Origin of the sequence: Herbaspirillum sp. NPDC101397 (assembly GCF_044767325.1) — a bacterium.
Classification (GTDB): domain Bacteria; phylum Pseudomonadota; class Gammaproteobacteria; order Burkholderiales; family Burkholderiaceae_D; genus Herbaspirillum.
Genome location: NZ_JBIWNS010000005.1, coordinates 440427 through 463113 on the forward strand (window position 1 = coordinate 440427; position 22687 = coordinate 463113).

Genomic DNA, 22687 nt, shown 5'->3' on the forward strand with positions numbered 1-22687 from the left:
AGCGCCATGATTGCCGCGGCCGCACAGGATCTGAAGAGATCTGTAAAACTCAGGCGCATATGCTTTCCAGTGCGGTCAGGCGACGCTTGCTTTCGCTCACGAAAGGATTGCTGGTATCCCAGGCGTAGCCGGCCAGGATCGATGAAATCATGCGGCGGATGGCAGGCTCCTGCTGTTGGTGGAAGATGATCTTCTGGAAGCCGCCGGCATACCAGGATTCGACGAAGGTGCGGAAGGTGTTGACGCCATTCTTCAGGGGGACCGCGTAGTCGGCTTCCCAGTCCACGTTTTCGCCGGCGAGCATGCGCGTGAGGGTGTCCGCGGCCAGACCGGCGGACTTCAATGCAATCGTCACTCCAGAAGAAAAGATCGGATCGAGGAATTCACCGGCATTGCCGAGCAGCGCGAAGTTCTTGCCCCACAGCGAGGTGACGTTGGCGGCATAACCGGAAATGGCGCGCGCAGGCGTATCCCATTCAGCGTGCTGCAACAGTGCGCGCAGGGCCGGGTCTTGCATGACCAGCGTGCGCAGTCTGTGCGTTTCGTCGCCGGCAATGGTGGCCAGGAAAGACGCTTCGGCCACCACGCCGATGGAGCAGCGTCCCTGGGCAAAGGGGATCAGCCAGTACCAGACGTCGTGATGTTCGGGATGCACCGTGATGCGGATCTTGTTGCGATCGAATTGCGGATCGCGGATGCCGTCGGCGATATGGGTGAAACAGGCGCCGCGCAAAGGAAAGCCCGATGGCCGCTCGAGGTCGAGCAGGCGCGGCAGCACGCGACCGAAGCCGCTGGCGTCGAGGATGAAACGGGATTCGATCGTATACTCGCGGCCGTCGGCGTCGCGTACTTGCGTGCGCGGACGGTCGCCGGCCAGGTCGACTGCGGTGACGCTGTGGCGATAGCGTATCTCCGCGCCCTGGAGTTCGGCTTGCTGTGCCAGCAGGTGGTCGAAATCGGCGCGCTGCACTTGATACGTGGTGCCCCAGCCCGGCGAATGCTTGTCGCGGAAGTCGAAGGCGGTCTGGCGTTCGCCGCAGACGAAGGACGCGCCGTTCTTGAACTGGAAGCCGTGCTCCACGACTGCTTGCAACATGCCGGCCTGTTCCAGGAAGTCCATGCTTTGCGGCAGCAGGCTTTCGCCGATGGAGAAACGCGGAAACTGCTCGCGCTCGACTACCAGCACCTGATGGCCGCGGCGGCGCAACAAGGCTGCGGCCACCGCACCGGCCGGACCGGCGCCGATGATGAGGATGTCATGCTGTTCGATACTATTGTCTGGTTTCATGAGGGCTCGAAGAGGAAGAAGCGGCGCCGCGAAAACACGGCGAAATGAGCCAGACCAGGGCCATGCCGATCAGCATGGTCAATCCGAATGCATGCAAGGGAGGACTGTTGCTTAACGCCAGCAATCCGAAGGAAAGCAGGGCGCTGATCGCCGACAGGCCCACCGTCAGCCACGAAAAGCGCTGGTGACGATCGGTTGGCTCCTGGAGGAAGATGCCGTAGTCGACACCAAGTCCCAGCAGCAATAGACAAGCCAGCACGTGGAATAGTTGCAGCGGCTGCCCGATCAGGCCGAACAGCGCCAGCGTCGACAGCGTCGCCAGCAGCGGCGGGGCGATTGCCCGCCAGGCGGCGCGGCGATAGCGCAAGGTGAGCAGCAGGAAAATGGTGAAGTAAGCCGCCAGCAACGCCCACGTCATGTACTCGCGGTAATAGCGCAGCACCGCGGAAATATCGGCCACCTTGTCGACCCATTGCACACCGTCTGCAGGGGCTGCGGCAGCTGCCAGCAGCGGCAACTGCCGATAATCGCTGAGGCCGCGTACGGCCACGATGCTGGCGTATTGCGCGCCGGTTTTCCCCAGCCACAGATGACGCCATGGTTGCCCCGCCGGCGAATCGATGAAGGCTTGCGGCAGCAGCGGTTCAGCGTGGGCCGACAAGCGTTGGCGCATGTCGTGCACCCATTGGGCGGGTTCGTCGATGGCGGCGGCGATGGCGGCAAGCGGACCTTGCGGCATCAGCAGGGTTGCGGCGATCAGGTCATGATCGATGCTTTGTTGCTGTTGTGAAGGCACCCAGTTGGAGACGGCCTGCACGCCGCTGATCAGTTTCTTGCTGATCAGGTCTTGCAGTCGTTGCTTCAGTTGTTCCTCGCGCTGCAGGACTTGTTCGGCCGTATCGCCGCGCACCAGATAGAACTGAGCCGGCGTCGGCGTGTCGAGCAGCTTGCCGAGTTTGATCTGATCGTCGATCAGGCGTTGCGGCGTCTTTTGCAGTGCGCGGATGTCGTCGCTGACGGTCAGGCGCATCAGCCCCACGGCGGTAAAGACGGCGAACGCTGCCAGCAGCAGATAGCCGTTGCGGTTGGCGCGGAAGTGCGGCCAGTGACCGATGCTGTGGCTGCAGCGATCAGCCAGCGCAGTGCTGCGCAAGGTATCGGCGTGGATCAGCGTTGGGAACCACAGGATCACGGTGAGCCAGGCAAACAATAATCCGAGCACTGAAAACACCGCCATCTGACGCAATCCGGGGAAGGGCGTCAGCGCCATTCCGAGATAGCCGATGACGGCGGCCAGCAGCATCAGCGCAAGGCCGGGCAGCAGACGGCGCAGCAAGGTGCGCGAATCGATTTGCGCTGCGGTGCCGAGCCGCGCGCACAGAAAATAAATCGCATAGTCCTGAGCAATGCCCACCAGGCTGGCGCCGAACACCAGCGTGAGCAAATGCAGGCGGCCGAACAGCAGCCAGCTGACCGACAACGCGCCGAGGCAGCCGATGGCGATGGACAGGGCAATCAGCGCAATCGGCTTGAGCGAGCGGAAGGTCAGCCACATCAGCAGCACGATGCCGATCAGCGAGCCGGCGCCGATGGTGGCCATTTCGCTGCTGGCCTGCTGGCTGCCTGCAGCGGCATGAAGGATGACGCCGGCAGTGATGATTTCCGCAGCGGGAATCGCTTGTTTCGCAGCCTGGCCGGCCTGATCAAGGAGGGGAATGACTTGCTGCTGGGCGGAGATCGAGAACGCCGACTGCTGCAGGTTCATCAGCAGCAGCACATACGAGCGACCGCCGCTCTCGACGAACAGGCGGCCGTCGCGCGGGCGCACCGGGGTTTCCTGTGCGCGCGCCTGTACCCAGCCGCTGAACAGGCCGAACGGGTCATCCTGCCACGCGCCCAGCCGCGGTCCGCCGAAAGCGCCGTACATCGTGCCGAGCGCCAGCTGGCCCCATTGTTGCGGCGAGTCGTTGCGCAACTTGCTGCGTTGCTGGGGCGTCAGCAGCATCAGGCGGCTCCGGTCGAAGCTCGCCAGCCAGTCTCCCTGCAATTGCGCGGCATCGCCCGCCATCGGTTGCAGCAGCGCAGGCTGTTTGCGAATGACGGCTTCATAGGCCGATGCGGCCTGCGTCGCCTTGTCCCAGTCTGCGTCGCCAATGAGGACCACCACTTTTTGCTGGGCACTATCGACCATGTGCACAAAAGCCTGCTGCATCACGTCGTCATGACGCGAGGACGGCAGCAGGGCAAGGATGTCGGTGTCGGGGCTGGCGCGCTGCACCAGCCACAGGTAAGCGTTGTGACCTAGCAGCACGGCAACCACCAGCAACCACGCCAGCGCAAGAGCGCGCCCGGCGCCGCGCCGGGATTTACCCGGCGGGGTGGCCGACGTGCCGGCTTCCTGGTCGGCCGGTTCAGTCAAACATCGCTCCTTCTTCCGCGGTCATGGCCTTGTCGCCGGTCTGGATGGCGGAGAACACGATCTCGGTATGGTCGCCCGAGGCTTCCTGCATGATGACCTTGTTGACGTAGGCGCCGCCTTCGAGGCGGATGTCGCCGATGGCTTTGGCCAGGCCTGGTTCGCGCGCCTTGAGGGCGACATTCCAGTTGCCGTTCCTGATGGCGCCGTCCAGTTCAAAGAGTTTGTCGAGCTGGCTCAGGTCGCCGGCCAGCAGCGAGAACAGCACGTTGTTAATCATCTTGACGACCGGCTCCTGCTGCGCGTCCAGGCGCATGGCGACGCGGCCGTTCTGCATCTGCACGATGGCGTTGCGCGTAATGCGCAGGGTGCTCGGGAAGGGTTGCAGCGTCTGCCACAGGATGCCCTTGCCGGCAGCGACGCAGAAACGTCCGTTCGACAGCAGCGGCTTCTTGATGCCGGTCAGTTGTTTGGTCTGATCGAAGCGGCCGCACATGACGGCGGGCTTGGTCAGCGCAGCCTGGATTTGTGCGACCGGGGCGGCAGCCTCGGCAACCGTGTTTGCTGCTGTGAACACGGCGAAGAATGCAGCGCAGGCCGCCAATTTGCGGAGAGTCATAGTCATGTCGGTTCCGGATAAGGTAAGCCCAGCTTTTGCCACAACACCGGCGGACTGAGGAAGCACATCTCGCGTTTGTCCATCTGCACCGCCACCTGCGAAGTGACGCCGCGTGTCAGACGCTGTCCGCTGACGGCGTCGGTGACGAGGTATTCCATCTTCAGGCGGTTTTCCCATTCGACGATGGCGGCGCGCACCTTGATGCGCTGGCGGAAGGTGGCAGGATTGGAATATCGCACCTGCAGGTCGATGATCGGCCACATGTAGCCGGATTCCTTCATCTCGTCGTAGTTGTAGCCGATCTTGTCGAGCAGCGCGCAACGGGCCGCTTCAAAATATTCGATATAGCGGCCGTGCCAGACCACTTCCATCGGATCGATGTCGTAGAACTGGACTTGCAGTTCCACTTCACCGCTCCATGGCGAATTGGCCGGCGTGATTTTCCCCTGGGGCAGCTCAGTCATACAGGCTCCAGGTGCGCGCGCGGATGCGATCGAGCAGCAGGCGCAGGTCGGGTTCCAGCATGCGGTCTTCGGCGATCGGCGCGATGTCGGCGCATAGCGCTTCCTGCATCTCCGCCAGACGGCCGCCGGGCAGTTCGGCCAACGGGATTTCCGGGTTCTGCTCGTTGCGCAGCCACACGCCCTGGCGCACCGTGATCAGCAGCGCCGCCACGACTTGTTCGGTCAGCTCCAGTACGCGCAGGCAGTCGCGCGCGGCGATGGTGCCCATGCTGACCTTGTCCTGGTTGTGGCACTCGGTCGAGCGCGAGAATACCGAGGCCGGCATGGTCAGTTTCAAGGCTTCCGCGGTCCACGCCGAGGAGCTGATCTGCAAGGCCTTGAGGCCATGGTTGATGGCCGCGCGCGGGCCTTTCACACCGGACAGATTGGCCGGCAGACCGTTGTTGTAGCGGTTGTCGACCATCAAGGCCATTTGGCGGTCGAGCAGGTCGGCGATGTTGGCGACGGCGTTCTTCATGCTGTCCATGGCGAAGGCGATGTGGCCGCCGTAGAAATGGCCGCCGTGCAGCACGCGCTCGTTGTCGGGATCGATCAGCGGATTGTCGTTGGCGCTGTTGAGTTCGTTTTCGATATAGCTGCGCAGCCACGGCAGCGCATCGGTCAGCACGCCGATCACATGCGGCGCGCAGCGGATCGAGTAGCGGTCCTGCAGGCGTTTTTCATTGCGCAACGGCTGGTCGCAGCGCAGGTCGGACTGCAGCCAGCCGGCTACCTGCTGCTGACCGGGATGCGGCTTGACCGAGAACAGGGTGGCGTCGAAATGGTGGGCGTTGCCGTCCAGCGTGAAGCTGGCCATGGCGGTAATGCGTGTGGCCAATTTGCAGAGGTATTCGGCGCGCTCGTAGGCCATGCACGCCAGCGCGGTCATGACGGCGGTGCCGTTCATGATGGCCAGGCCTTCCTTCGGACGCAGGCGCAACGGCGTCAGGCCGGCAGCTTGCAGTGCGATGGCGGCGTCGACTTGTTCACCGCGATTTTTCTCTGGTCCCCATACTTTGCGTTCGCCGCACAGCACCGCCGCCAGATAGGACAGCGGCGTCAGGTCGCCGCTGGCGCCGACCGAACCTTCTGCGGGGATCAGAGGCAGAAGGTCGTGCTGCAACAGGGCGGCGATCTGGTTCAACAGCCCCACGCTGACACCGGAGTAACCCTTGCTCAGCGAAGTCAGCCGCGCCGCCAGGATGGCGCGCGTCTGTTGCGGCGAGAACAGTTCGCCGAGGCCGCAGCCGTGATAGGTGTAGAGATGATGCGGCAATTCCGGCACCAGTTCCGGCGGTACGTTGACCGTGCAGGAATCGCCGTAGCCGGTGGTAACGCCGTAGACGGTGCCGTCTTCGCGCAGCAGGCGATCGAGGAAGTCAGCGCCGCGCTGGATGCGTGCGAGGAAGTCCGGCGCATCCGATAAGGCGGCGCGTGCGGAACCGGCGGCGATCGCATTGACGTCTTCGATGCTCAGGGGTTTGGAACCGATGGTGACGAAAGCGGCTTGGTTCGGCGATGTCGGTGTATCAGTGGGGCGCATGGCGGTTGTCCGGGGAAAGGGACGTCTGGGGCTGAGCCCAGAAATCATAGAAATTGAACCATTGCAAAGGCGTTTGCAGGCAATGGTGCTCGAGGCGGGCGGCGTAGTCGGCCGCCAGTTCGCTGAACAGCTGTTCGCGCTGCTTGCGCGGCAAGCTGATCTGCTCACGGAAAGGTTCAAAGCACAAGGTCGCGCCATCGCGCGTACGTTGCGAAAACATCAGGTAAGTCGGACATTCCAGCAGGCTGGCCAGCACATACGGGCCGACCGGGAACGGCGCCTCGGCGCCCAGGAAGTCTGCCGTCACCACGCGCGGCCTCGGCGAGACCGGCACCCGGTCTCCGGCGATCACGACGAACTCGCCGCGTGCGACTTTTTCCGCCAGCAGCACCGCTGTGGCGGGCGTCATCTCGGTCACCTGGATCAGGTCGAGCTGGCTGCGCGGATCGAGCTGCGCCAGCATGCGGTTGAAGGCTTGCGCGTGTTTGGTGTGCACCAGCACGGTCAGTTTCAGTTCCGGGTGATTGCGGCCGGCCACGCGGCACAGTTCCAGGTTGCCGAGATGCGTGCAGATCAGCAGGCCGCCGCGCTTGGCGGCGACCGCGTCGGTGACGATCTGGCCGCCGCTGACGGTGACTTTGTCCAGCGGGAACAGGCCGCCCCACAGCAGCATCTTGTCGAGCAGGCTCTCGCCGAAGGCGGCGAAGTGGCGCAGCGCGCCGCTCAGCCCGGAAGGAATACGCAGGTCGGGACGGCGGCGGCGCACGCGCGCCAGGTAGTCGAGCGAGGCTGCGCGCGCGACCGGATTACGGACCATGTACCAGAGCAGCACCGGATACAGCATCAGGCGGAACGGCCAGCGTCCGAAGATACGAAAGACCGCAAACAGCAGGCGCATGCCGCCGACGAAGCTGACTTCGTTGATGTGCGCCCAGTGGCGGCCGGATTCAGCTGCGGGTTTCAGCGTTTCGCTCATGCGGCGTTCTTCCGCAGTTTGCGCGCCAACAACAGCGGCAAGCGCCACAGCATGCCAAAAAACAGTACGGTGTGCATGCGTGAAATCAGCACGTTGTCGAGCCACATCTTGAAGTGCGAAACGCCGTCGCTGGGGTAGCGCACGCGCGTCGGCAGGTTGATCACGCGTACGCTGCGCCAGTGCAGGCGCACCAGGATCTCGGTGTCGAAGTCCATGCGGCTGCCGATCTTTTGCCGCGCGGTCAGTGCAGTGACCGCCGCCAGCGGATAGACGCGGAAGCCGCACATCGAATCACGGATGTCGAACGACAGCGTGTTGATCCACACCCAGACGTGCGTCAGGTAGCGTGCATACAGGCGTCCCTTGGGCACACTGTCGTCGTAGATCGGGCAGCCGTTGATGACGGCTTGCGGATGGTGTGCGGAGAGTGCGGTGAAGCGGGCGATGTCGGCGGCGTCGTGCTGGCCGTCCGCATCGATTTGCAGGGCATGGCTGTAGCCGTGTTGCGCCAGATGATGCAGGCCGGTCAGCACGGCGCCGCCCTTGCCGCCGTTGGCCGCAAGACGCAGCAGCGTCACGTCATGCGGATGCTCGGCGGCCAGACGGTCCAGCACGGCGGCGCACATGGCGTTGCTGCCGTCGTCGACCAGCACGCAATGCAGTCCATGCACCAGCACCGCCGCGAGCACGTCGGGAATGGCGAGCTCATGGTTGTAGACGGGGATCACGACGCCGGTTTTCATGCGGCGTCGCCGAACAGGATGCGACCGCTGGCATGCTGGCCGCCGACCGAATGCAGGCGGAAGGCCAGCGCGTTTTTCTGCGTATCATTTTCAAGTTCCAGCGTGAGCGTCGCGCCGGGTGTGACGACGCGCTGGAATTTGAGCGCCTGCAAGGCGTGGAAGCGCGCCGGCAAGTCGAAATATTGCCGCCCCAGCGCCAACGCCCAGTCGAGCTGGACCACGCCCGGCAGGATGGGCGCTTCGGGGAAATGGCCGTCGAAGTACAGCAAGTCCGGCGGCACGTGCAACTGCAGGATGACACTGCGGTCGTCGCGTTGCAGCAGGGTTTGTTCGGGCCACAGCGGACGTTTTGTCGGTATTGAAGCGGTAACTGCAGCTGGAGTTTGTTCAAGCAATGCCGTCAGCGCCGCCACGGTGATTTTGCCCTGCGTATTGGCGGGCAGGGCGTCGAGGTAACGCCACAACCGCGGCAGCGCCACGCTTTCGATGGCGTCGGCCAGGACCGCACGCAATTGCGTGTTGAGCGCCAGCTTGCCTTGTTGGTCGAGCAACGTACGCCCGGCCCCGGTCGGCACCACGAATGCGGCGATACGTTCGCGTCGCGAGGACGATGGCGATGGCGATGGTGATGACAACGACGACGGCGATTCCTGATGCACCAGCACGCGTGCTTCCGCCACCAGCGGCGAGGCCAGCAGGAGCCGTTCGATCTGGTCCAGCGAGATACGTTTTTCTTCGAGCTTGACGATACGGTCGGCGCGGCCGCGCAGGTAAAACCCTTGCGCCGTGTCTTGTCCGTTGCTGAACTCGACGCGGTCCGCCATGCGCAGCCATCGGTCGTCGGGCAAATGCGGCGAACGGACTTCGAGGCAATCGTGTTCCTTGTTGAGTCGCACGTCGACCTGCGGCATCGGCTGCCAGCTGTCGTCGCGCGCCGTCCCGGCAGGCTCCTGCTGCCGGGGCTGGCGCCAGGCGATGCCGCCGGTTTCCGAACTGCCGTAGATTTCGATGGGGCGATGACCGAGCAGTTGCTGCGTTGCCGTCGCCGCGTCGGGCAGCAATGGTCCGCCCGAAGAAAAGACTGTCTGCAGTCGGGTGATGTCCGGCCGGACCGGGCTGTCGGGCAGGCGCTTCAGGTGCGCCGGGCTGGACAGCAGCAGCCAGGGACGCTGCGGCACGATCGCGGCGAGGTCTTCGGGGAAGAAGGCGCTGCGGGCATGGATCGCACGTCCGGCCGCGAGCGGCCACAGGACCTTGAACAGCAGGCCGTAGATGTGCTGGTGCGAGACCGTGGAGACGATGTCGGCCGAACCTGCCCGGGCGCCGAACAGGGCCTCCAGCGTGGCGACTTCGGTCGACAGTTGCGACAATTTTTTCGGAATGGCCTGTGCGGTGCCGGTGCTGCCGGAGGAGTAGACCACCAGGACCGGCGCATCGCCGTCGAGTTGTTGCGGTGTGCGGGCCTGGTCCAGGGCCGCAGGCTCCGGTGACTGCACTGGTTGCAACGCTGCATCGAATTCGCCGATGAAGCCGTCGACTTCCAGCGCCAGCGCCTTGCAGGTTTCGGCCAGCGTGTCGCTGGGCAGGTAGATGGTTTTGCCGGCTTGCCATGCACCGAACAGGGCGGCGGCGAACGCTATCGTGTCTTGCAGGTAGAGCGCGAATCGGGTGCCCGGCCGGCGTAACAGCAGTTGTCGCCAAGCATCGGTTTCACGTGTGAATTGCACGTGCGTCACGGCGTCGCCGCCGCGCCAGCCGGTCACATGACTGTCGGCGCGCGCAGCCAGCGGCAGTGCCGGCACGTGGATGAAATCAGGCATGGTGTTGACGCCTGACATAGAGCCGGACCAGGTATTCGCCGGCAAACAGCGCACCCATGAGCAGGTAGGCAATGAGTCCGGTATATAGCGACCAGACCGCTTCCGACGCCCACACCGCCGTGGCGAAGGCGACGCTGCCGTTGAACGCGAAGAACAGGCACCAGACCTGGGTCACGCGGCGCGTATAGGCAATGGCGAAGGGCGGCAGGTCGGGATCCTGGATGCGTGCAATGCGTTCGATGATCGATGGCGGGCGCAGCAGGCTGGCGCCGAACAGGGTCAGCATGCCGATGCTGATGGCGACCGGATATAGCTTGAGTGGCAGCAGCGCGTTCCAGAACAGCGCGGGCGCCGCCAGCAATAGTGCAGCCAGGCTCATCCAGCGATAGCGCTGGCCCATCCTCAACGTCAGCAGGCGCAGCGCGGCCACGCCCAGCAGCACCAGCGCGAGCTGGCGCGGTTCGATCCTGCCGTGGGCGTACCAGATCAGCAGTGGATAGGCCAGGATGACCAGCGTGGTCAGGACCTGGGCCGTCTCAGGCCTTTTCATCAACCTTGTTCACGTTATCCGCATGCAGCAGCGTCGCCAGCACGTCGACCACATCCTGCACAGTGCGCACGGTGCGAAACACGTCGGGCTGTATCCGCTTGCCGGTCATCTGGTTCAGTTTAACCACGATGTCGACGGCGTCGATGCTGTCGATGTCGAGATCGGAATACAAATTGGACTGCGGCGTGATCTTCGCTTTGTCGAGTTCAAACATCTCGTGCAGCATGTCGACGATCCAGACGGTGATCTGGTCCTTGGTCATGGAGGGCGCTAAGGTGGTCATGATGATTCGTTTATTGTTGGCGATGGCTGGCAATGAGGGCGGCAAGCGATTGCACCGACGCGAAGTGCTTGCGGGTTTCTTCCGAGTTCGCGGAGAGGGCGACGCCGTAGCGCTTTTGCAACGCCACGCCGAGTTCCAGCGCATCGATCGAATCCAGCCCGAGGCCGTCTCCGAACAAGGGAGCGGCGGCGTCGATGTCGGCGGGACCGATGTCTTCCAGTTGCAGAACGTCGATGATGAGTTCTTTGATTTCTTGGTCAAGGTCAAGACTTGGCATCGCCTAGCTTTCTTTCATGAAATAGTTTTGCAGGTAGTACGTAAGCTGGCGCGCGGCGAGGGAAGGGTTGCCGGCGTCGCCGGTCATCCCGGGGATATCGCGGATATCGATATCCTTCTGAATCTCGATCTCGAAGTGTGCCATGGTTGCCGGCACTTTCCACCATTTGTTACCTTTGCCCAGCGTCGCCGGCGTACAACGGATGATGACCGGCGTAATCGCACAAGCGCCGCGCACGGCGACGTTGGCGGCGCCGCGTTTGAAACTCATGTTGCCGTCGGCAGGGGTGCGTGTTCCTTCGGGGAAAATGATCAGGTTACCGCCGTTGCGCATCGAGCTGATGCAATCGGCCACCAGTTCCGGTCCGTGGGCATTGCTGATGTAACCGGCTGCGCGCACCGGGCCGCGGGTAAAGGGGTTGCGCCACAGGGCGCTCTTGACGATGCAATCGGCCTGCTTGACGAAGGCCATCAGCAGGACGGTGTCGATCAGGCTGGGATGGTTGGCCAGGATCAGCAAGCCCTTGCGCTGCAGGCGTTCCTGGCCTGAAATACGGTAGCTGAGCACGCCCAGTCCGCTCATCAGTTCGACGAAGGCCCGGAAGGCCAGGCGGATGATGCTGCGCGCCCAGGCAGTGCGGGTTGGCTCATCGCGCACGATCAGGTTGAGCAGCGGGAAGATCACAATGCGCAGAACGAGGCCGCCGACGCCGAAGGCGGTGAAGCTGATCGCCGTACCACCTACGCGCCAGTATTTGTTGAGCAAACTGTTCAGCCGTTTGAGCGATAGCTGTATCGCCCCGACGGTCGTCGGCTTGCCCGACCGGTCAAGCATGACGACTCCAGCACCAGCGGCGGCCGTCGGCGGCGCGCGTCAGTTCGGCATCGCGCCGCAGGAAGAAGCGCAGGATATCGAGTCCGCCCGGCAAGGCGTCGTCGGACTGCGGTGCGCTTGGGGCGTTGGCGGCAGTCCACGACAGTGAAAATCGTTCGCCGGTATGGGCTTGCGCCTTGTCATCGGCCTGCAGCAACCAGGCCCAGGCAAATCCCTGTTCGGCGCAATCGCTGTAGGCGGAGAAGATTTCCGGTGGCGGACTGTCGGCCATGACCAGCAAGACCTGTTGCGCGCCGTCGGCAAGCAGGCCGCAGGCTTCGATGAGCGCGTGTTCGACGGTACTTGCTCCTGCTGCGATAGCGATGTTATTGCCGCGATCACCGCGTGCAATCGACCACAGCCCGCCATTGGCGTTGTGTACTGAAAGGCTGAATGCGGTCGGCGACAGCGGCGCATGCTGCGCCAATTCTTGCAGCAACTCGACCGAGCGGGCGCATTCACCGTGACGCGAGGCGAAAATTACCGGGAGATCTGCTGTGGCGTGTTCGGGCAGGCAGGCATAAGCCGTTTCGAGCGCCATCTTGCCGGTGACGCTGGCGCGACGGCGCAGCATCGGAGGCATTTTTGCGACTTTGGGGTCGGCAGCCGCCGTATTTGTCTGCGCACGGCCGTGAGCCCACTCCAGCCAGGCGGCGGCGGTGTCCAGACCGGGCGCCCAAGCCGTATGCGATGCGACAGAAAAACTGACATCCCCAAAACGCATATTTCTATTCGATGCTATCGATTGACCATGCTCTCTTCGCTGACGTTATCTTTATTTCAATATCGTGGCCAGGCCAGGACAGAGTTGATAATCGCTGCGATCCCCTCGCATTTTTTGTTAATGTGATAACGAGAGCAGGCTTGTTGAACGTTAAAAAAAGTAAAGCAAATATTACGATAAAAGCCTTGTGAGTAATTCGATTTTTAGACGAATATTCAGGCCAAAAAAAAGGCAGGGACGAATGATCGTTCCTACCTGTTTTGTTCGCCGGCGCTTTGTTCTAGCGCACCGCCGCTTGTTTTCGTATTGCCAACCACATGCTGCCGCACTACTGGTGCCGGGAGCCGGAATCGAACCGGCACGGTGTCACCACCGCGGGATTTTGAGTCCCGTGCGTCTACCTATTCCGCCATCCCGGCAACGCAAGACCGCGATTATGACCCATTTTGGACGACCGGGCAATACCTTCATTGACGTTCTTAGAACCCGCTTCATAAAGAAGCATGAGTGCGAGCGAGTGCTGTTTGGGATGAAGTGCAAGGCGCGAATCGGGGTCAAGACTGGGCGTCTTGACCCCGATTCGTAACGCAGCAATTCGCCCAAACAGGCCGCTCCCTACGGGTTTTTCCCAGAAAGGGCGCTGGCCGCGTTGTGCTCCTTGCGCGTAGCCACCGCTACGCGACGCGTCCCACGCCTTGCCAGCGCCCTTTCTGGGAAGAACGCATCTCATGTTTCTTTATGAAGCGGGTTCTCACATGACTTCTGATGCCGCACCGCAGTACAAACGGGTATCATCGCCGCTTGAACGAAAAAATGCTGATCAGTATCTGGCACACATTGCATGTTGAAGATTCGAGAAATTTTGTTGGGCAAGGCGCTGGACCCGCTCAAGAGCGAGACGCGCCATTCGCTGGCCCTGGTGGCTTTTCTGGCGTGGGTGGGGTTGGGCGCGGACGGCTTGTCTTCCTCCGCGTACGGTCCGGAAGAAAGCTTCCGGGCGCTCGGCGAGCATACTCACCTGGGCCTGTACCTGGCGCTGGCGACCGCGCTGACGGTGTTCATCATTGCGCTGGCCTATAACCAGGTCATTGAATTGTTCCCCACCGGCGGCGGCGGTTACCGCGTCGCCACCAAGCTGGTCGGTCCTTACCTCGGCCTGGTCTCGGGCGTGGCGCTGATCCTTGATTACGTGCTGACCATCGCCATTTCGGTCGCCTCCGGGGTGGATGCGCTGGCGTCGCTGCTGCCGCTGGGCTTCCAGGATTACAAGCTCTGGGCCGAGGCCTTCTTCGTCGGCATGCTGATCGTTCTCAACCTGCGCGGCCTCAAGGAAGCCATCCGTTTCCTGCTGCCGGTATTCCTCGGTTTCGTCGCCACCCATCTGGTGCTGATCGTCTACGGCATTTTCGTGCATGCGGAATACCTGCCGTCCCTGGTGCCGACCACGCTGGCCGACACCGGCAGCCTGACCCGTCAAATCGGCTGGGCGGGTGTGGCGAGCATGCTGCTGCTGGCGTATTCCCAGGGCGGCGGCACCTACACCGGACTGGAAGCCGTCTCCAACAATGTCAACATGCTGGCTGAGCCGCGCGTGCGCACCGGCAAGATGACCATGTTGTACATGGCGCTGTCGCTGGCATTCACGGCCGGCGGCATCTTTCTGCTGTATCTGTTGTGGGACGCGCGCCACGTCGACGGCGAAACCCTCAACGCCACTACCTTCCGCCTGATCATCGACAGCATGGGCACCGGCAACCAGTGGCTCAACGACCTCCTGCTGGCGGTGGTGCTGGCGTTCGAGGCGGGCTTGTTGTTCGTGGCCGCCAATACCGGTTTCCTGGGTGGACCGGCGGTGTTGTCCAACATGGCGGCCGATTCATGGGTGCCGCATAAATTCCGCTACCTGTCGACGCGGCTGGTCACGCAGAACGGCATCCTGGTGATGGGTATCGCCGCGCTGGCGATCCTGTTCTGGACCCAGGGCAGTGTGACACTGCTGATCGTGCTGTATTCGATCTCCGTGTTCCTGACCTTCGCCATTTCGCTGTTCGGCCTGTGCCGCTACTGGTGGCGCCAGCGTCGCCACCTGGCGCACTGGAAGCGGCGCTTCCTGTTGTCGCTGATCGGCTTCGTGATCTGCGCTTCGATCCTGTCGGTGCTGCTGTACGAAAAGATGTTCGCCGGTGGCTGGGCCACGGCCGTGATCATTGCCGGCATTGCGGCGCTGTGCATCTATATCCGCAATCACTACCGTGAGACCAAGGAAGCGATCCGCTCGGTCGACCAGATTTTCTCCAGCCAGCCGTTCGGTCCCAACATGGAGACCATCGTGCCGGACCCGGTCAACCAGACCGCGGTGTTCATCGTCGGCACATCGCGCGGCGGCGGTCTGCATGCCTTGCTGTGGGTGCAACGCATGTTCCCCGGCCATTTCAAGAATTTCATCTTCGTCAATGCGCGCACGGTCGATTCGCATGCCTATGGCGGCGAGGGCGCGGTCGAGCAGATGCGTGCCGAAGCGAATGCGACGCTGCAGTTCTTCGTGGATTTTTGCCGCAGCCACGGCATGGCATCGTCGTCCTACCTGGGCTTCGGCACGGACGCCGTGCAGGAGGTGACCAAGCTGTGCTTCGACATCAGCAGGGAATATCCGAATGCGATTTTCTTCACCAGCAAGCTGATCTTTGAACAAGACAACTGGTTCATCCGCCTGCTGCACAACCAGGCTGCGCTGGCGATCCAGCGCCGGTTGCATTTTGACGGCCTGCAAATGGTGATCCTGCCGATGAAGGTTTAACGCAGACTATTAGTGCGGATTACTTGAGGCCGCAGATGATCTTGATCATCTGCGCACCGGTCGAGCCGGGTACTGCGTCCTGCAGGCGGGTGTCGCCGTAGGAGAGGTAAGGGGAAAACAGCGCGCCGCCCTGGGCATCTGCCTTGGCGTACATGGTGCGGCTGCCGAAGCCGATGCGTTTGTCGTCGCAATCGATGTAGGCGATGGATACTTCCGACGCGTAATACTTGCCGTGACCCTGCAGCACTTGCGGCTTGGCCCAGTTGAGCAGGACGTTGGCCTGCAGAATGCTGCGTCCGCGCTCGATGCTGGACTTGTCGACAAAGAAGGTGCCAAGGTCGTTGTCGCCGAGCAACGACCATTGCGCGGCAAACACCTGGTTCGACACCAGCAACAATGCCAGCACTGCAAATTTCATCTTGTCCCGTTCGGTGAGAGTAGGGGGGGCATGCGCATCATGACAGCATGAACGCCAGCATGGCCACGTCGTCTTCCAGCATGATCAACAGCGTCACCGACCACAGCAGGGCATAAGCGGTCCATGCGGCGGTGAATTGCGTGAGTCGAATCTTCATGTTTTTGCTGGGGGACGTCTGGTCATTTTACGGCGCAAATCCTAACACGGCATGAGGCCGCTGTAATTCCGAAATTGCCGGGGAAGCAAAAAAGCCGGCGTTCCTCGCAGGAAACGCCGGCTTCGCGGTGCTTGCATGCAGCACATTTTCTGCTTTATTTGCCGTCCGGTCCGCGCCCGATTTCCTTGTAGATCGATTGGATCAGGTCCTTGCCGATACGGTCTTCCATCTCGCGATGGACCTTGTACTGGATGGCTTTCCATTCGTTCTTTTCTTCCGGCGTCATGGTCAGGATTTTCATCTTGCCGGTTTTGCGGATGTCTTCCAAGGCATCGTCGTTTTCCTTCTTGGCGTTGCTGTTGAAATACTCGGTGGCGTCCTTGACAGCCTTGTCCATGACCGGCTTGAGATCGGCCGGCAGCGAATCCCAGAAGCGCTTGTTGGCGATGAACACATAGCCGTGATAGCCGTGCTCCGAGATCGTCATGAACTTTTGCACTTCAAACAGCTTGGCGGTGCTGACGATGGAGGGCGGGTTCTCCTGGCCGTCCACCACGCCCGTCTGCAAGCCCTGATAAATCTCCGACCACGGCATCACCTGCGGCAGCGCGCCGACCACGCGGGTGCGCGCGTCGATCACTTTTGAGGATTGAATACGGATCTTCATGCCCTTGATGTCGGACGGTTTCTGGATCGGCTTGTTGGAGGTCCAGTCGAGGAAGCCGCTGTCCCACATCGCCAGCCCGGTCAGGCCCTTGGCGTCGAGCTTCTTCAGCAGGGCGTGGCCGATCGGCCCCTGCGTCACCTTTTGTGCCTGGGCCATGTTGTCGAACAGGTAGGGCAGGTCGAACACTTCGAACTCGCGCACGCCCATCGGGCCGAATTTGCCGAAGGTCGGCGCCAGCATCTGCACCGAGCCCATCTGCAGCGCTTCCAGTTCTTCCTTGTCCTTGTAGAGCTGGCTGTTGGGATAGACCTCGACCTTGACGCGGCCGCCGGTGCGCTCCTCGACGATCTTCTTGAAATAGTCCGCGGTCTTGCCCTTGGATGTGTTGGCGGCGACGACGTGGCTGAATTTGATGACGATCGGTTGCTGCGCGGTTTGTGCCTGCGCTTGTGTCGTGGCGCTGCACAAGGCGATGGCCGCGGTTGCGACGATGGCTTTCCAGTGTTGCATGGTGTCTCCTCCTGTCTGGGATGGCGTCCGTTTGGGTGATGCGGCGGCGCTTCTGTCGAGCGCGATCCGCATCCGGACGTTTTGCTAGCGTTACTGCATCAGATCGCCGCGGCAATCGCCTTGCCCACCGACGTAGTGTCGCCGCTGCCGCCGAGGTCCGGGGTCTTCGGTCCTTCCACCAGCACTTTTTCGATCGCGGCCAGGATGGCGTCGTGGGCTTGCTTGTACTTCGGATTGCCGTTGCCGAGGAAGTCCAGCATCATCGCGCCGGACCAGATCGTGGCGACCGGGTTGGCGATGTTTTTGCCGGCGATGTCGGGCGCCGAACCGTGCACCGGCTCGAACAGCGACGGCAGCTTGCGGTCCGGATTGAGGTTGGCCGAAGGCGCGATGCCGATGGTGCCGGCGCAGGCGGGGCCGAGGTCGGACAGGATGTCGCCGAACAGGTTGGGCGCAACCACCACGTCGAACCGCTGCGGATTCAGGACGAAATGCGCGGTCAGGATGTCGATGTGGTACTTGTCTGTCTTGACGTCGCCGTAGTTCTTGCCCATCGCTTCGACGCGCTCGTCCCAGTACGGCATGGTGATGGCGATGCCGTTGGACTTGGTGGCCGAGGTCAGGTGTTTCTTCGGACGGCTCTGCGCCAGGTCGTAGGCGAACTTGAGGATGCGGTCGACGCCATGGCGCGTGAACACCGATTCCTGGATCACGATTTCGCGATCGGTGCCTTCATACATACGGCCGCCGATGGACGAATATTCGCCTTCCGTGTTTTCGCGCACCACGTAGAAATCGATGTCGCCGGGTTTGCGGCCGGCCAGCGGGCAGGGCACGCCGGGCATCAGGCGCACGGGGCGCAGGTTGACGTACAGGTCGAAGTCGCGGCGGAATTTCAGCAGCGAGCCCCACAGGGATACGTGATCCGGCACCGTGGCGGGCCAGCCGACCGCGCCGAAGAAGATCGCCTCGAATCCCTTCAACTGATCGAACCAGTCGTCCGGCATCATCTTGCCGTGCTCGGCGTAATAGCCGCAGTGGGCCCAGTCGAAATGGGTGTACTCGATCTCGATGCCGAATTTCTTTGCTGCGGCGTCGACCGCGCGCAAACCTTCGGGGATCACTTCCTGGCCGATGCCGTCGCCGGCGATGACGGCTACTTTATGCTTGGTCATGCTGCTTTCTCCTTTAAAAACCAGACGGAAATCATAACGGCCTCAGGCCTCGCTATAATTCACGAATCGGTTACTTCATAAAACACGAATCGTGAACAATCAAAGCGTTGCACCGCCACTGCTGGAAGACTTGCGTTTGTTCTGCGTAGTTGCGCGCAAGAGCAGTTTTGCCGAATCGGCCAAGGAGATGGGGGCGTCGCCGGCCTACATCAGCAAGCGCATCGCGCTGCTGGAGACGGCGCTGGGCGTCCGGCTGTTCCATCGCACCACACGCAGCGTGGTGATGACCGAAGAGGGCAGCAACGTGCATGAATGGGCGCGCCGCATCCTCGACGACGTCGACCAGATGCTGGAAACCGTGAGCAGCGCCAAGCAGGTGCCGCGCGGGCTGCTGAAGATCAGCACCAGCTTCGGGCTGGGCCGCAAATACGTGTCGCCGCTGCTGTCGGAATTTGCGCGCCTGCACCCGGCGTTGCGCATCCAGCTGGAATTGTTTGATCGCCAGGTCGACATGATCAACGAAGGCTTCGATCTCGACATCCGGGTCGGCCCGGTGCATGAGCCGCACCTGTTCGCCAAGCGCATCATCGCCAGCCAGCGCGTACTGTGCGCCAGTCCCGATTACCTCAGTCGTCATGGCGCGCCGCAGACGCTGTCGGACCTGACCCGGCATCAATGCCTGGTGATCCGTGAGCGCAATCAGTCGTTCGGCATCTGGCGCATGATGGGGCCCAAGGGCGCGGAAACGGTCAAGGTCGCCGGCGGGCTGGCCTCGAACCACGGCGAGATCATCCACCAATGGGCGGTCGACGGCCACGGCGTGATCCTGCGTTCGATCTGGGATGTCGCCGCCAGCCTCAAGGATGGCAGCCTGGTGCGGGTGTTGCCGGCTTACTTCCAGGAAGCCGACCTGTGTGCGGTGTATCCGTTGCAGCTGAAGAATTCCGCCAAGGTCAGGGAGTGCGTGCGCTTCTTGCAGAAAAATCTCAACGTGCATGCGATGCAGGCGCGCTGAGCAAGTCCACGCAGCTCAGGGAAAAGCTTCCGGCACGCTCTGTATCTTGCCGGTGTCGGCGCTCTCGTAGCCGGCCAGGTCGTCGACCACCGCGCGGAACGTCGGCGACTGCACGATATCGACCACCGCCCGCACCAGCGGATCGTTCAGTGACGCCGTCGGCAGCGCAAAGAAGTAGCGCTCGCGCACCAGCGGAATGAAGTCCAGACCGAAACGATGCGATGCCGTCTGCACACCGAAGCCGACGTCAGCCATGCCGCTGGCGATGAAGGCCGCCACCGCCGAATGGGTGAACTCGGTGTTCTCGAAGCCGTTGATCTTCTTGTGAGAGATGCCTTGTCCGGCCAGCATCAGTTCGAGCAGCATGCGGGTGCCCGAGCCCGCTTCGCGGTTGACGAAGCGCAAGTCGCTGCGTGTCAGGTCCGCCAGCCCGCCGATATTCTTGGGATTGCCGGTGGCGACGAACAGGCCCTGGCTGCGCACGGCCAGGTGGATCAGACAATCGCTGCGTTTGTTGAGCCATTTGGCGTAGGTGGCGATGGCCGGTTTTTCGAATTCTCCCAGCGGCACATGAAAGCCGGCCAGGTCGCATTCCTGGCGCGACAGCGCCGCCACGGCGTCGGTGCTGTGGCGATAGCGCACTTCCACCGGCAGCTTGGCCTGGTTGAACTGGTTGAGCAGGGCGGCTACCGCGAAGCCGTGGCTGGCGTTCAGGCGCACCGTCTTGGATTTGCCTTCGACCGTCTTGCCCAATTCGATTTCCAATTCCGAGGCCAGGCTGTCCAAGGTAGGCGACAAGCGCGCGCTGACCATGCGGTCGGCCCACAGCAGTTTGCTGGCGAAGGGCGTGAGCGTGGTGCCGCGTCCGCGTCCGCTCGCGATCAGGCTGTGGCCGAATAATTGTTCCGACGTCCGTAACAGGCCCCAGGCGTGCCGGTACGAGTGACGCAATTGCTGCGCCGCCTTGGCGATGGAGCCGGTTTGCTGGACCGCCGTCAACAGCGCCAGCAGTTCCGTGGTGTCGAGCGGGGAGTCGTCGCCGTGGCCAATTTCCCAGTGTGGTTTGATGCTGACTTTGTACATATATATGAAAAAAATAGCATATTGAGTCGATGGAATTTCAATGATACCTTCGCGAAAGTACGCGTAGTTCATAAAAACTATAGGCATATATTTGCATAAATAGCCGAATTCTTTCGACTTGCATATAATTGCCGCCCCACAACATCAAAGAGGAGGGAATAATGGCCTTCGATTTCCTGCAAAAGGAACATACCATCGCCAAGCCCGGGTTCAACCGCTGGCTGGTACCGCCAGCCGCTCTGGCAATTCACCTGTGTATCGGCATGGCATACGGTTTCTCCGTATTCTGGCTGCCCCTGTCCAAGGCGCTCGGCATCAAAGAGTCGATCGCCTGTGCGCCGGATACCGGCTTTTTCGCACAAGTATTCTCCACCACCTGCGACTGGAAGATTTCCATGCTGGGCTGGATGTATACGATGTTCTTCGTCCTGCTCGGCATTTCCGCCGCGATCTGGGGCGGCTGGCTCGAGCGCGCAGGTCCGCGCAAGGCCGGCGTGGTCTCCGCGCTGTGCTGGTGCGGCGGCTTGCTGATTTCCGCATTCGGCGTCTACACCCACCAGATCTGGCTCATGTGGCTCGGCTCAGGTGTGATCGGTGGGGTCGGCCTCGGTCTGGGGTACATCTCGCCGGTGTCAACCCTGATCAAATGGTTCCCGGACCGTCGCGGCATGGCGACCGGCATGGCGATCATGGGTTTCGGCGGCGGCGCGCTGGTCGGCAGCCCGCTGGCCGACAAGCTGATGAAGCACTTCGCCACTCCGACCTCGGTCGGCGTGTGGGAAACCTTCGTCGCCATGGCCGTGATCTATTTCATCTTCATGATGGCCGGCGCACTGGGCTATCGTGTTCCGCCTAGCGGCTGGAAGCCGGCCGGCTGGACGCCGCCGGTCACCGCCAACAACACCATGATCACGCAAAACCACGTGCACGTGAGCAAGGTCTGGGGCATTCCCCAGTTCTGGCTGGTGTGGCTGGTGCTGTGCCTGAACGTGTCGGCCGGTATCGGCGTGATCGGCATCTCGTCGCCGATGCTGCAGGAAGTCTTCGGCGGCCATCTGCTGGGCGTCAACGTTGGCTTCAGCGATCTGTCGATCGAGCAAAAAGCCGCGATCGCCGCGATTGCAGCCGGCTTCACCGGCCTGATCAGCCTGTTCAATATCGGCGGTCGTTTCGTGTGGGCGTCGTGTTCCGACTTCTTCGGTCGCAAGATGACGTACGTGATCTTCTTCGTGCTGGGCTTCATCCTGTACGTGAGCCTGCCATGGTCGGCCAAGGCAGGCAGCATTGCGCTGTTCGTCGGTGCAGTCTGCATCATCCTGTCGATGTACGGCGGCGGTTTTGCGACGGTGCCTGCTTACCTGGCTGACTTGTTCGGCACCCAGATGGTCGGCGCGATCCACGGTCGCCTGCTGACTGCATGGGCTACCGCCGGCATCCTCGGCCCGGTCGTGGTGAATTACATGCGTGAGTATCAACTGTCGCTCGGCATGCCGCGCGACCAGGTCTACAACACCACGATGTACATCCTGGCAGGCATGCTGGTGCTGGGCCTGATCTGCAACCTGCTGGTCCGTCCGGTCGCCGCCAAGCACTTCATGACGCCGGAAGAACTGGCCCGCGAAAAGCAACTGGCGCACGAAAAGTCGTCCTCGGACAATACCGCGACAATGTCGTCGGCAGACATGGCGCTGGTCGGCCGTGGCGGCAATCCTGCACTGATCGGCGCGGCATGGCTGGCAGTCGGCATCCCGCTGATCTGGGGTATTTCGCTGACGCTGCAAAAGACTGCGGTGCTGTTCAAGTAATTGAGCGTGACGTAGTCGAAAAGTAACAAGTAACAAGCAACAAGGCTGCCGCGAGGATCAATACTTTGCGGCAGCCGGCTTCACCACCGTAGTGTTCTGTACCAACCCGATGCATCAATGATAGGCAGGGAGAACATGAAATCGCTTGATCATTCTTCGATCGGATCGCGTGCCGCAACGCTTTTCAGCACAGCGCCCGGGTTTGCGATCGCATGCTTCATTGCCGCTGCTGCAGTCCTTGCAGTTGTGTTCGGCATCATTTTCTTTCCCACATTCCTGAGCTTTGCCGCGCCGTTTGCGTCGGCAGGGATCGCCGTATTCGCCGCCGCCGGCTTGTTGTCGGCAGCGCATAAAACAGCATCGCAACAACAACGTCGTCGTCCGGTTCCTGCAAGGATCAGGCGGCGCGACTAGACGTGTTTTTCCACGGCCCGGCGAGATAAAA

General features: G+C 61.9%; 21 protein-coding genes and 1 tRNA gene. 4 read left to right on the plus strand and 18 right to left on the minus strand.

Going from position 1 to position 22687, the window contains the following annotated elements:
* Window positions 1-49 precede the first annotated feature (49 nt).
* From ACIROW_RS14850 to ACIROW_RS14915, 14 genes are all read right to left on the minus strand, one after another.
* Window positions 50-1288 (minus strand): NAD(P)/FAD-dependent oxidoreductase, encoded by a 1239-nt coding sequence (locus tag ACIROW_RS14850; RefSeq protein ID WP_402276920.1) that lies wholly within the window; start codon window positions 1286-1288, stop codon window positions 50-52.
* A complete protein-coding gene (locus ACIROW_RS14855) occupies window positions 1272-3707 on the minus strand; it encodes an MMPL family transporter (protein WP_402276922.1) in 2436 nt (811 codons plus the stop codon). The genes ACIROW_RS14850 and ACIROW_RS14855 overlap by 17 nt, the downstream gene beginning before the upstream one ends.
* Complete coding sequence (locus ACIROW_RS14860; RefSeq protein ID WP_402276924.1) at window positions 3700-4329, minus strand: outer membrane lipoprotein carrier protein LolA; 630 nt, start codon at window positions 4327-4329, stop codon at window positions 3700-3702. The genes ACIROW_RS14855 and ACIROW_RS14860 overlap by 8 nt, the downstream gene beginning before the upstream one ends.
* Complete coding sequence (locus ACIROW_RS14865; protein ID WP_402276927.1) at window positions 4326-4787, minus strand: acyl-CoA thioesterase; 462 nt, start codon at window positions 4785-4787, stop codon at window positions 4326-4328. Before ACIROW_RS14865 ends, ACIROW_RS14860 begins: the two co-directional genes overlap by 4 nt.
* Window positions 4780-6369, minus strand: a complete 1590-nt coding sequence (gene hutH / locus ACIROW_RS14870) for a histidine ammonia-lyase (RefSeq protein WP_402276929.1) — start codon at window positions 6367-6369, stop codon at window positions 4780-4782. The genes ACIROW_RS14865 and hutH overlap by 8 nt, the downstream gene beginning before the upstream one ends.
* Entirely contained in the window at window positions 6356-7345 is a 990-nt protein-coding gene (locus ACIROW_RS14875) for an acyltransferase (protein WP_402276932.1), read from the minus strand. The genes hutH and ACIROW_RS14875 overlap by 14 nt, the downstream gene beginning before the upstream one ends.
* Window positions 7342-8088 (minus strand): glycosyltransferase family 2 protein, encoded by a 747-nt coding sequence (locus ACIROW_RS14880; RefSeq protein WP_402276934.1) that lies wholly within the window; start codon window positions 8086-8088, stop codon window positions 7342-7344. Before ACIROW_RS14880 ends, ACIROW_RS14875 begins: the two co-directional genes overlap by 4 nt.
* Window positions 8085-9908 (minus strand): AMP-binding protein, encoded by a 1824-nt coding sequence (locus ACIROW_RS14885; RefSeq protein ID WP_402276935.1) that lies wholly within the window; start codon window positions 9906-9908, stop codon window positions 8085-8087. The genes ACIROW_RS14880 and ACIROW_RS14885 overlap by 4 nt, the downstream gene beginning before the upstream one ends.
* The gene (locus ACIROW_RS14890; protein ID WP_402276938.1) at window positions 9901-10458 is read right to left on the minus strand and encodes a hypothetical protein; all 558 of its coding nucleotides are present in this window, start codon (window positions 10456-10458) and stop codon (window positions 9901-9903) included. The genes ACIROW_RS14885 and ACIROW_RS14890 overlap by 8 nt, the downstream gene beginning before the upstream one ends.
* Entirely contained in the window at window positions 10445-10741 is a 297-nt protein-coding gene (locus ACIROW_RS14895) for an acyl carrier protein (protein WP_402276941.1), read from the minus strand. The genes ACIROW_RS14890 and ACIROW_RS14895 overlap by 14 nt, the downstream gene beginning before the upstream one ends.
* Before the next feature lie 10 nt (window positions 10742-10751).
* On the minus strand, window positions 10752-11018 hold the full coding sequence (locus ACIROW_RS14900) for a phosphopantetheine-binding protein (protein WP_402276943.1): 267 nt from the start codon (window positions 11016-11018) through the stop codon (window positions 10752-10754).
* Between the two features lie 3 nt (window positions 11019-11021).
* Entirely contained in the window at window positions 11022-11852 is an 831-nt protein-coding gene (locus tag ACIROW_RS14905; RefSeq protein ID WP_402276945.1) for a lysophospholipid acyltransferase family protein, read from the minus strand.
* Window positions 11845-12615 carry a beta-ketoacyl synthase chain length factor gene (locus ACIROW_RS14910; protein ID WP_402276947.1) on the minus strand — a complete coding sequence of 257 codons (771 nt, stop codon included), beginning with the start codon at window positions 12613-12615 and terminating at the stop codon, window positions 11845-11847. The genes ACIROW_RS14905 and ACIROW_RS14910 overlap by 8 nt, the downstream gene beginning before the upstream one ends.
* Before the next feature lie 332 nt (window positions 12616-12947).
* A tRNA-Leu gene (locus ACIROW_RS14915) sits at window positions 12948-13034 on the minus strand.
* A gap of 422 nt (window positions 13035-13456) precedes the next feature.
* On the opposite strand from ACIROW_RS14915, the gene ACIROW_RS14920 reads away from it, so the two are divergent.
* Window positions 13457-15412, plus strand: a complete 1956-nt coding sequence (locus ACIROW_RS14920) for an APC family permease (RefSeq protein WP_402276949.1) — start codon at window positions 13457-13459, stop codon at window positions 15410-15412.
* A gap of 19 nt (window positions 15413-15431) precedes the next feature.
* Here ACIROW_RS14920 and ACIROW_RS14925 read toward each other — a convergent pair whose 3' ends face one another.
* The 3 genes from ACIROW_RS14925 to ACIROW_RS14935 form a co-directional block, all read right to left on the minus strand.
* A complete protein-coding gene (locus ACIROW_RS14925; protein ID WP_402276951.1) occupies window positions 15432-15830 on the minus strand; it encodes a surface-adhesin E family protein in 399 nt (132 codons plus the stop codon).
* A gap of 311 nt (window positions 15831-16141) precedes the next feature.
* Window positions 16142-17164 (minus strand): DctP family TRAP transporter solute-binding subunit, encoded by a 1023-nt coding sequence (locus ACIROW_RS14930; protein ID WP_402276954.1) that lies wholly within the window; start codon window positions 17162-17164, stop codon window positions 16142-16144.
* Between the two features lie 98 nt (window positions 17165-17262).
* Window positions 17263-18339 carry a tartrate dehydrogenase gene (locus ACIROW_RS14935; RefSeq protein WP_402276957.1) on the minus strand — a complete coding sequence of 359 codons (1077 nt, stop codon included), beginning with the start codon at window positions 18337-18339 and terminating at the stop codon, window positions 17263-17265.
* Window positions 18340-18430: 91 nt separating this feature from the next.
* On the opposite strand from ACIROW_RS14935, the gene ACIROW_RS14940 reads away from it, so the two are divergent.
* Window positions 18431-19354: a LysR family transcriptional regulator gene (locus tag ACIROW_RS14940; protein WP_402276959.1), complete on the plus strand. Its 924-nt coding sequence runs from the start codon at window positions 18431-18433 to the stop codon at window positions 19352-19354.
* Window positions 19355-19369: 15 nt separating this feature from the next.
* Here ACIROW_RS14940 and ACIROW_RS14945 read toward each other — a convergent pair whose 3' ends face one another.
* On the minus strand, window positions 19370-20437 hold the full coding sequence (locus ACIROW_RS14945; RefSeq protein ID WP_402276962.1) for a substrate-binding domain-containing protein: 1068 nt from the start codon (window positions 20435-20437) through the stop codon (window positions 19370-19372).
* A gap of 161 nt (window positions 20438-20598) precedes the next feature.
* On the opposite strand from ACIROW_RS14945, the gene ACIROW_RS14950 reads away from it, so the two are divergent.
* Together ACIROW_RS14950 and ACIROW_RS14955 are read left to right on the plus strand one after the other, a co-directional pair.
* The gene (locus ACIROW_RS14950; protein ID WP_402276965.1) at window positions 20599-22242 is read left to right on the plus strand and encodes an OFA family MFS transporter; all 1644 of its coding nucleotides are present in this window, start codon (window positions 20599-20601) and stop codon (window positions 22240-22242) included.
* 135 nt (window positions 22243-22377) lie between these two features.
* Window positions 22378-22656 carry a hypothetical protein gene (locus tag ACIROW_RS14955; RefSeq protein ID WP_402276968.1) on the plus strand — a complete coding sequence of 93 codons (279 nt, stop codon included), beginning with the start codon at window positions 22378-22380 and terminating at the stop codon, window positions 22654-22656.
* Window positions 22657-22687: the final 31 nt, after the last annotated feature.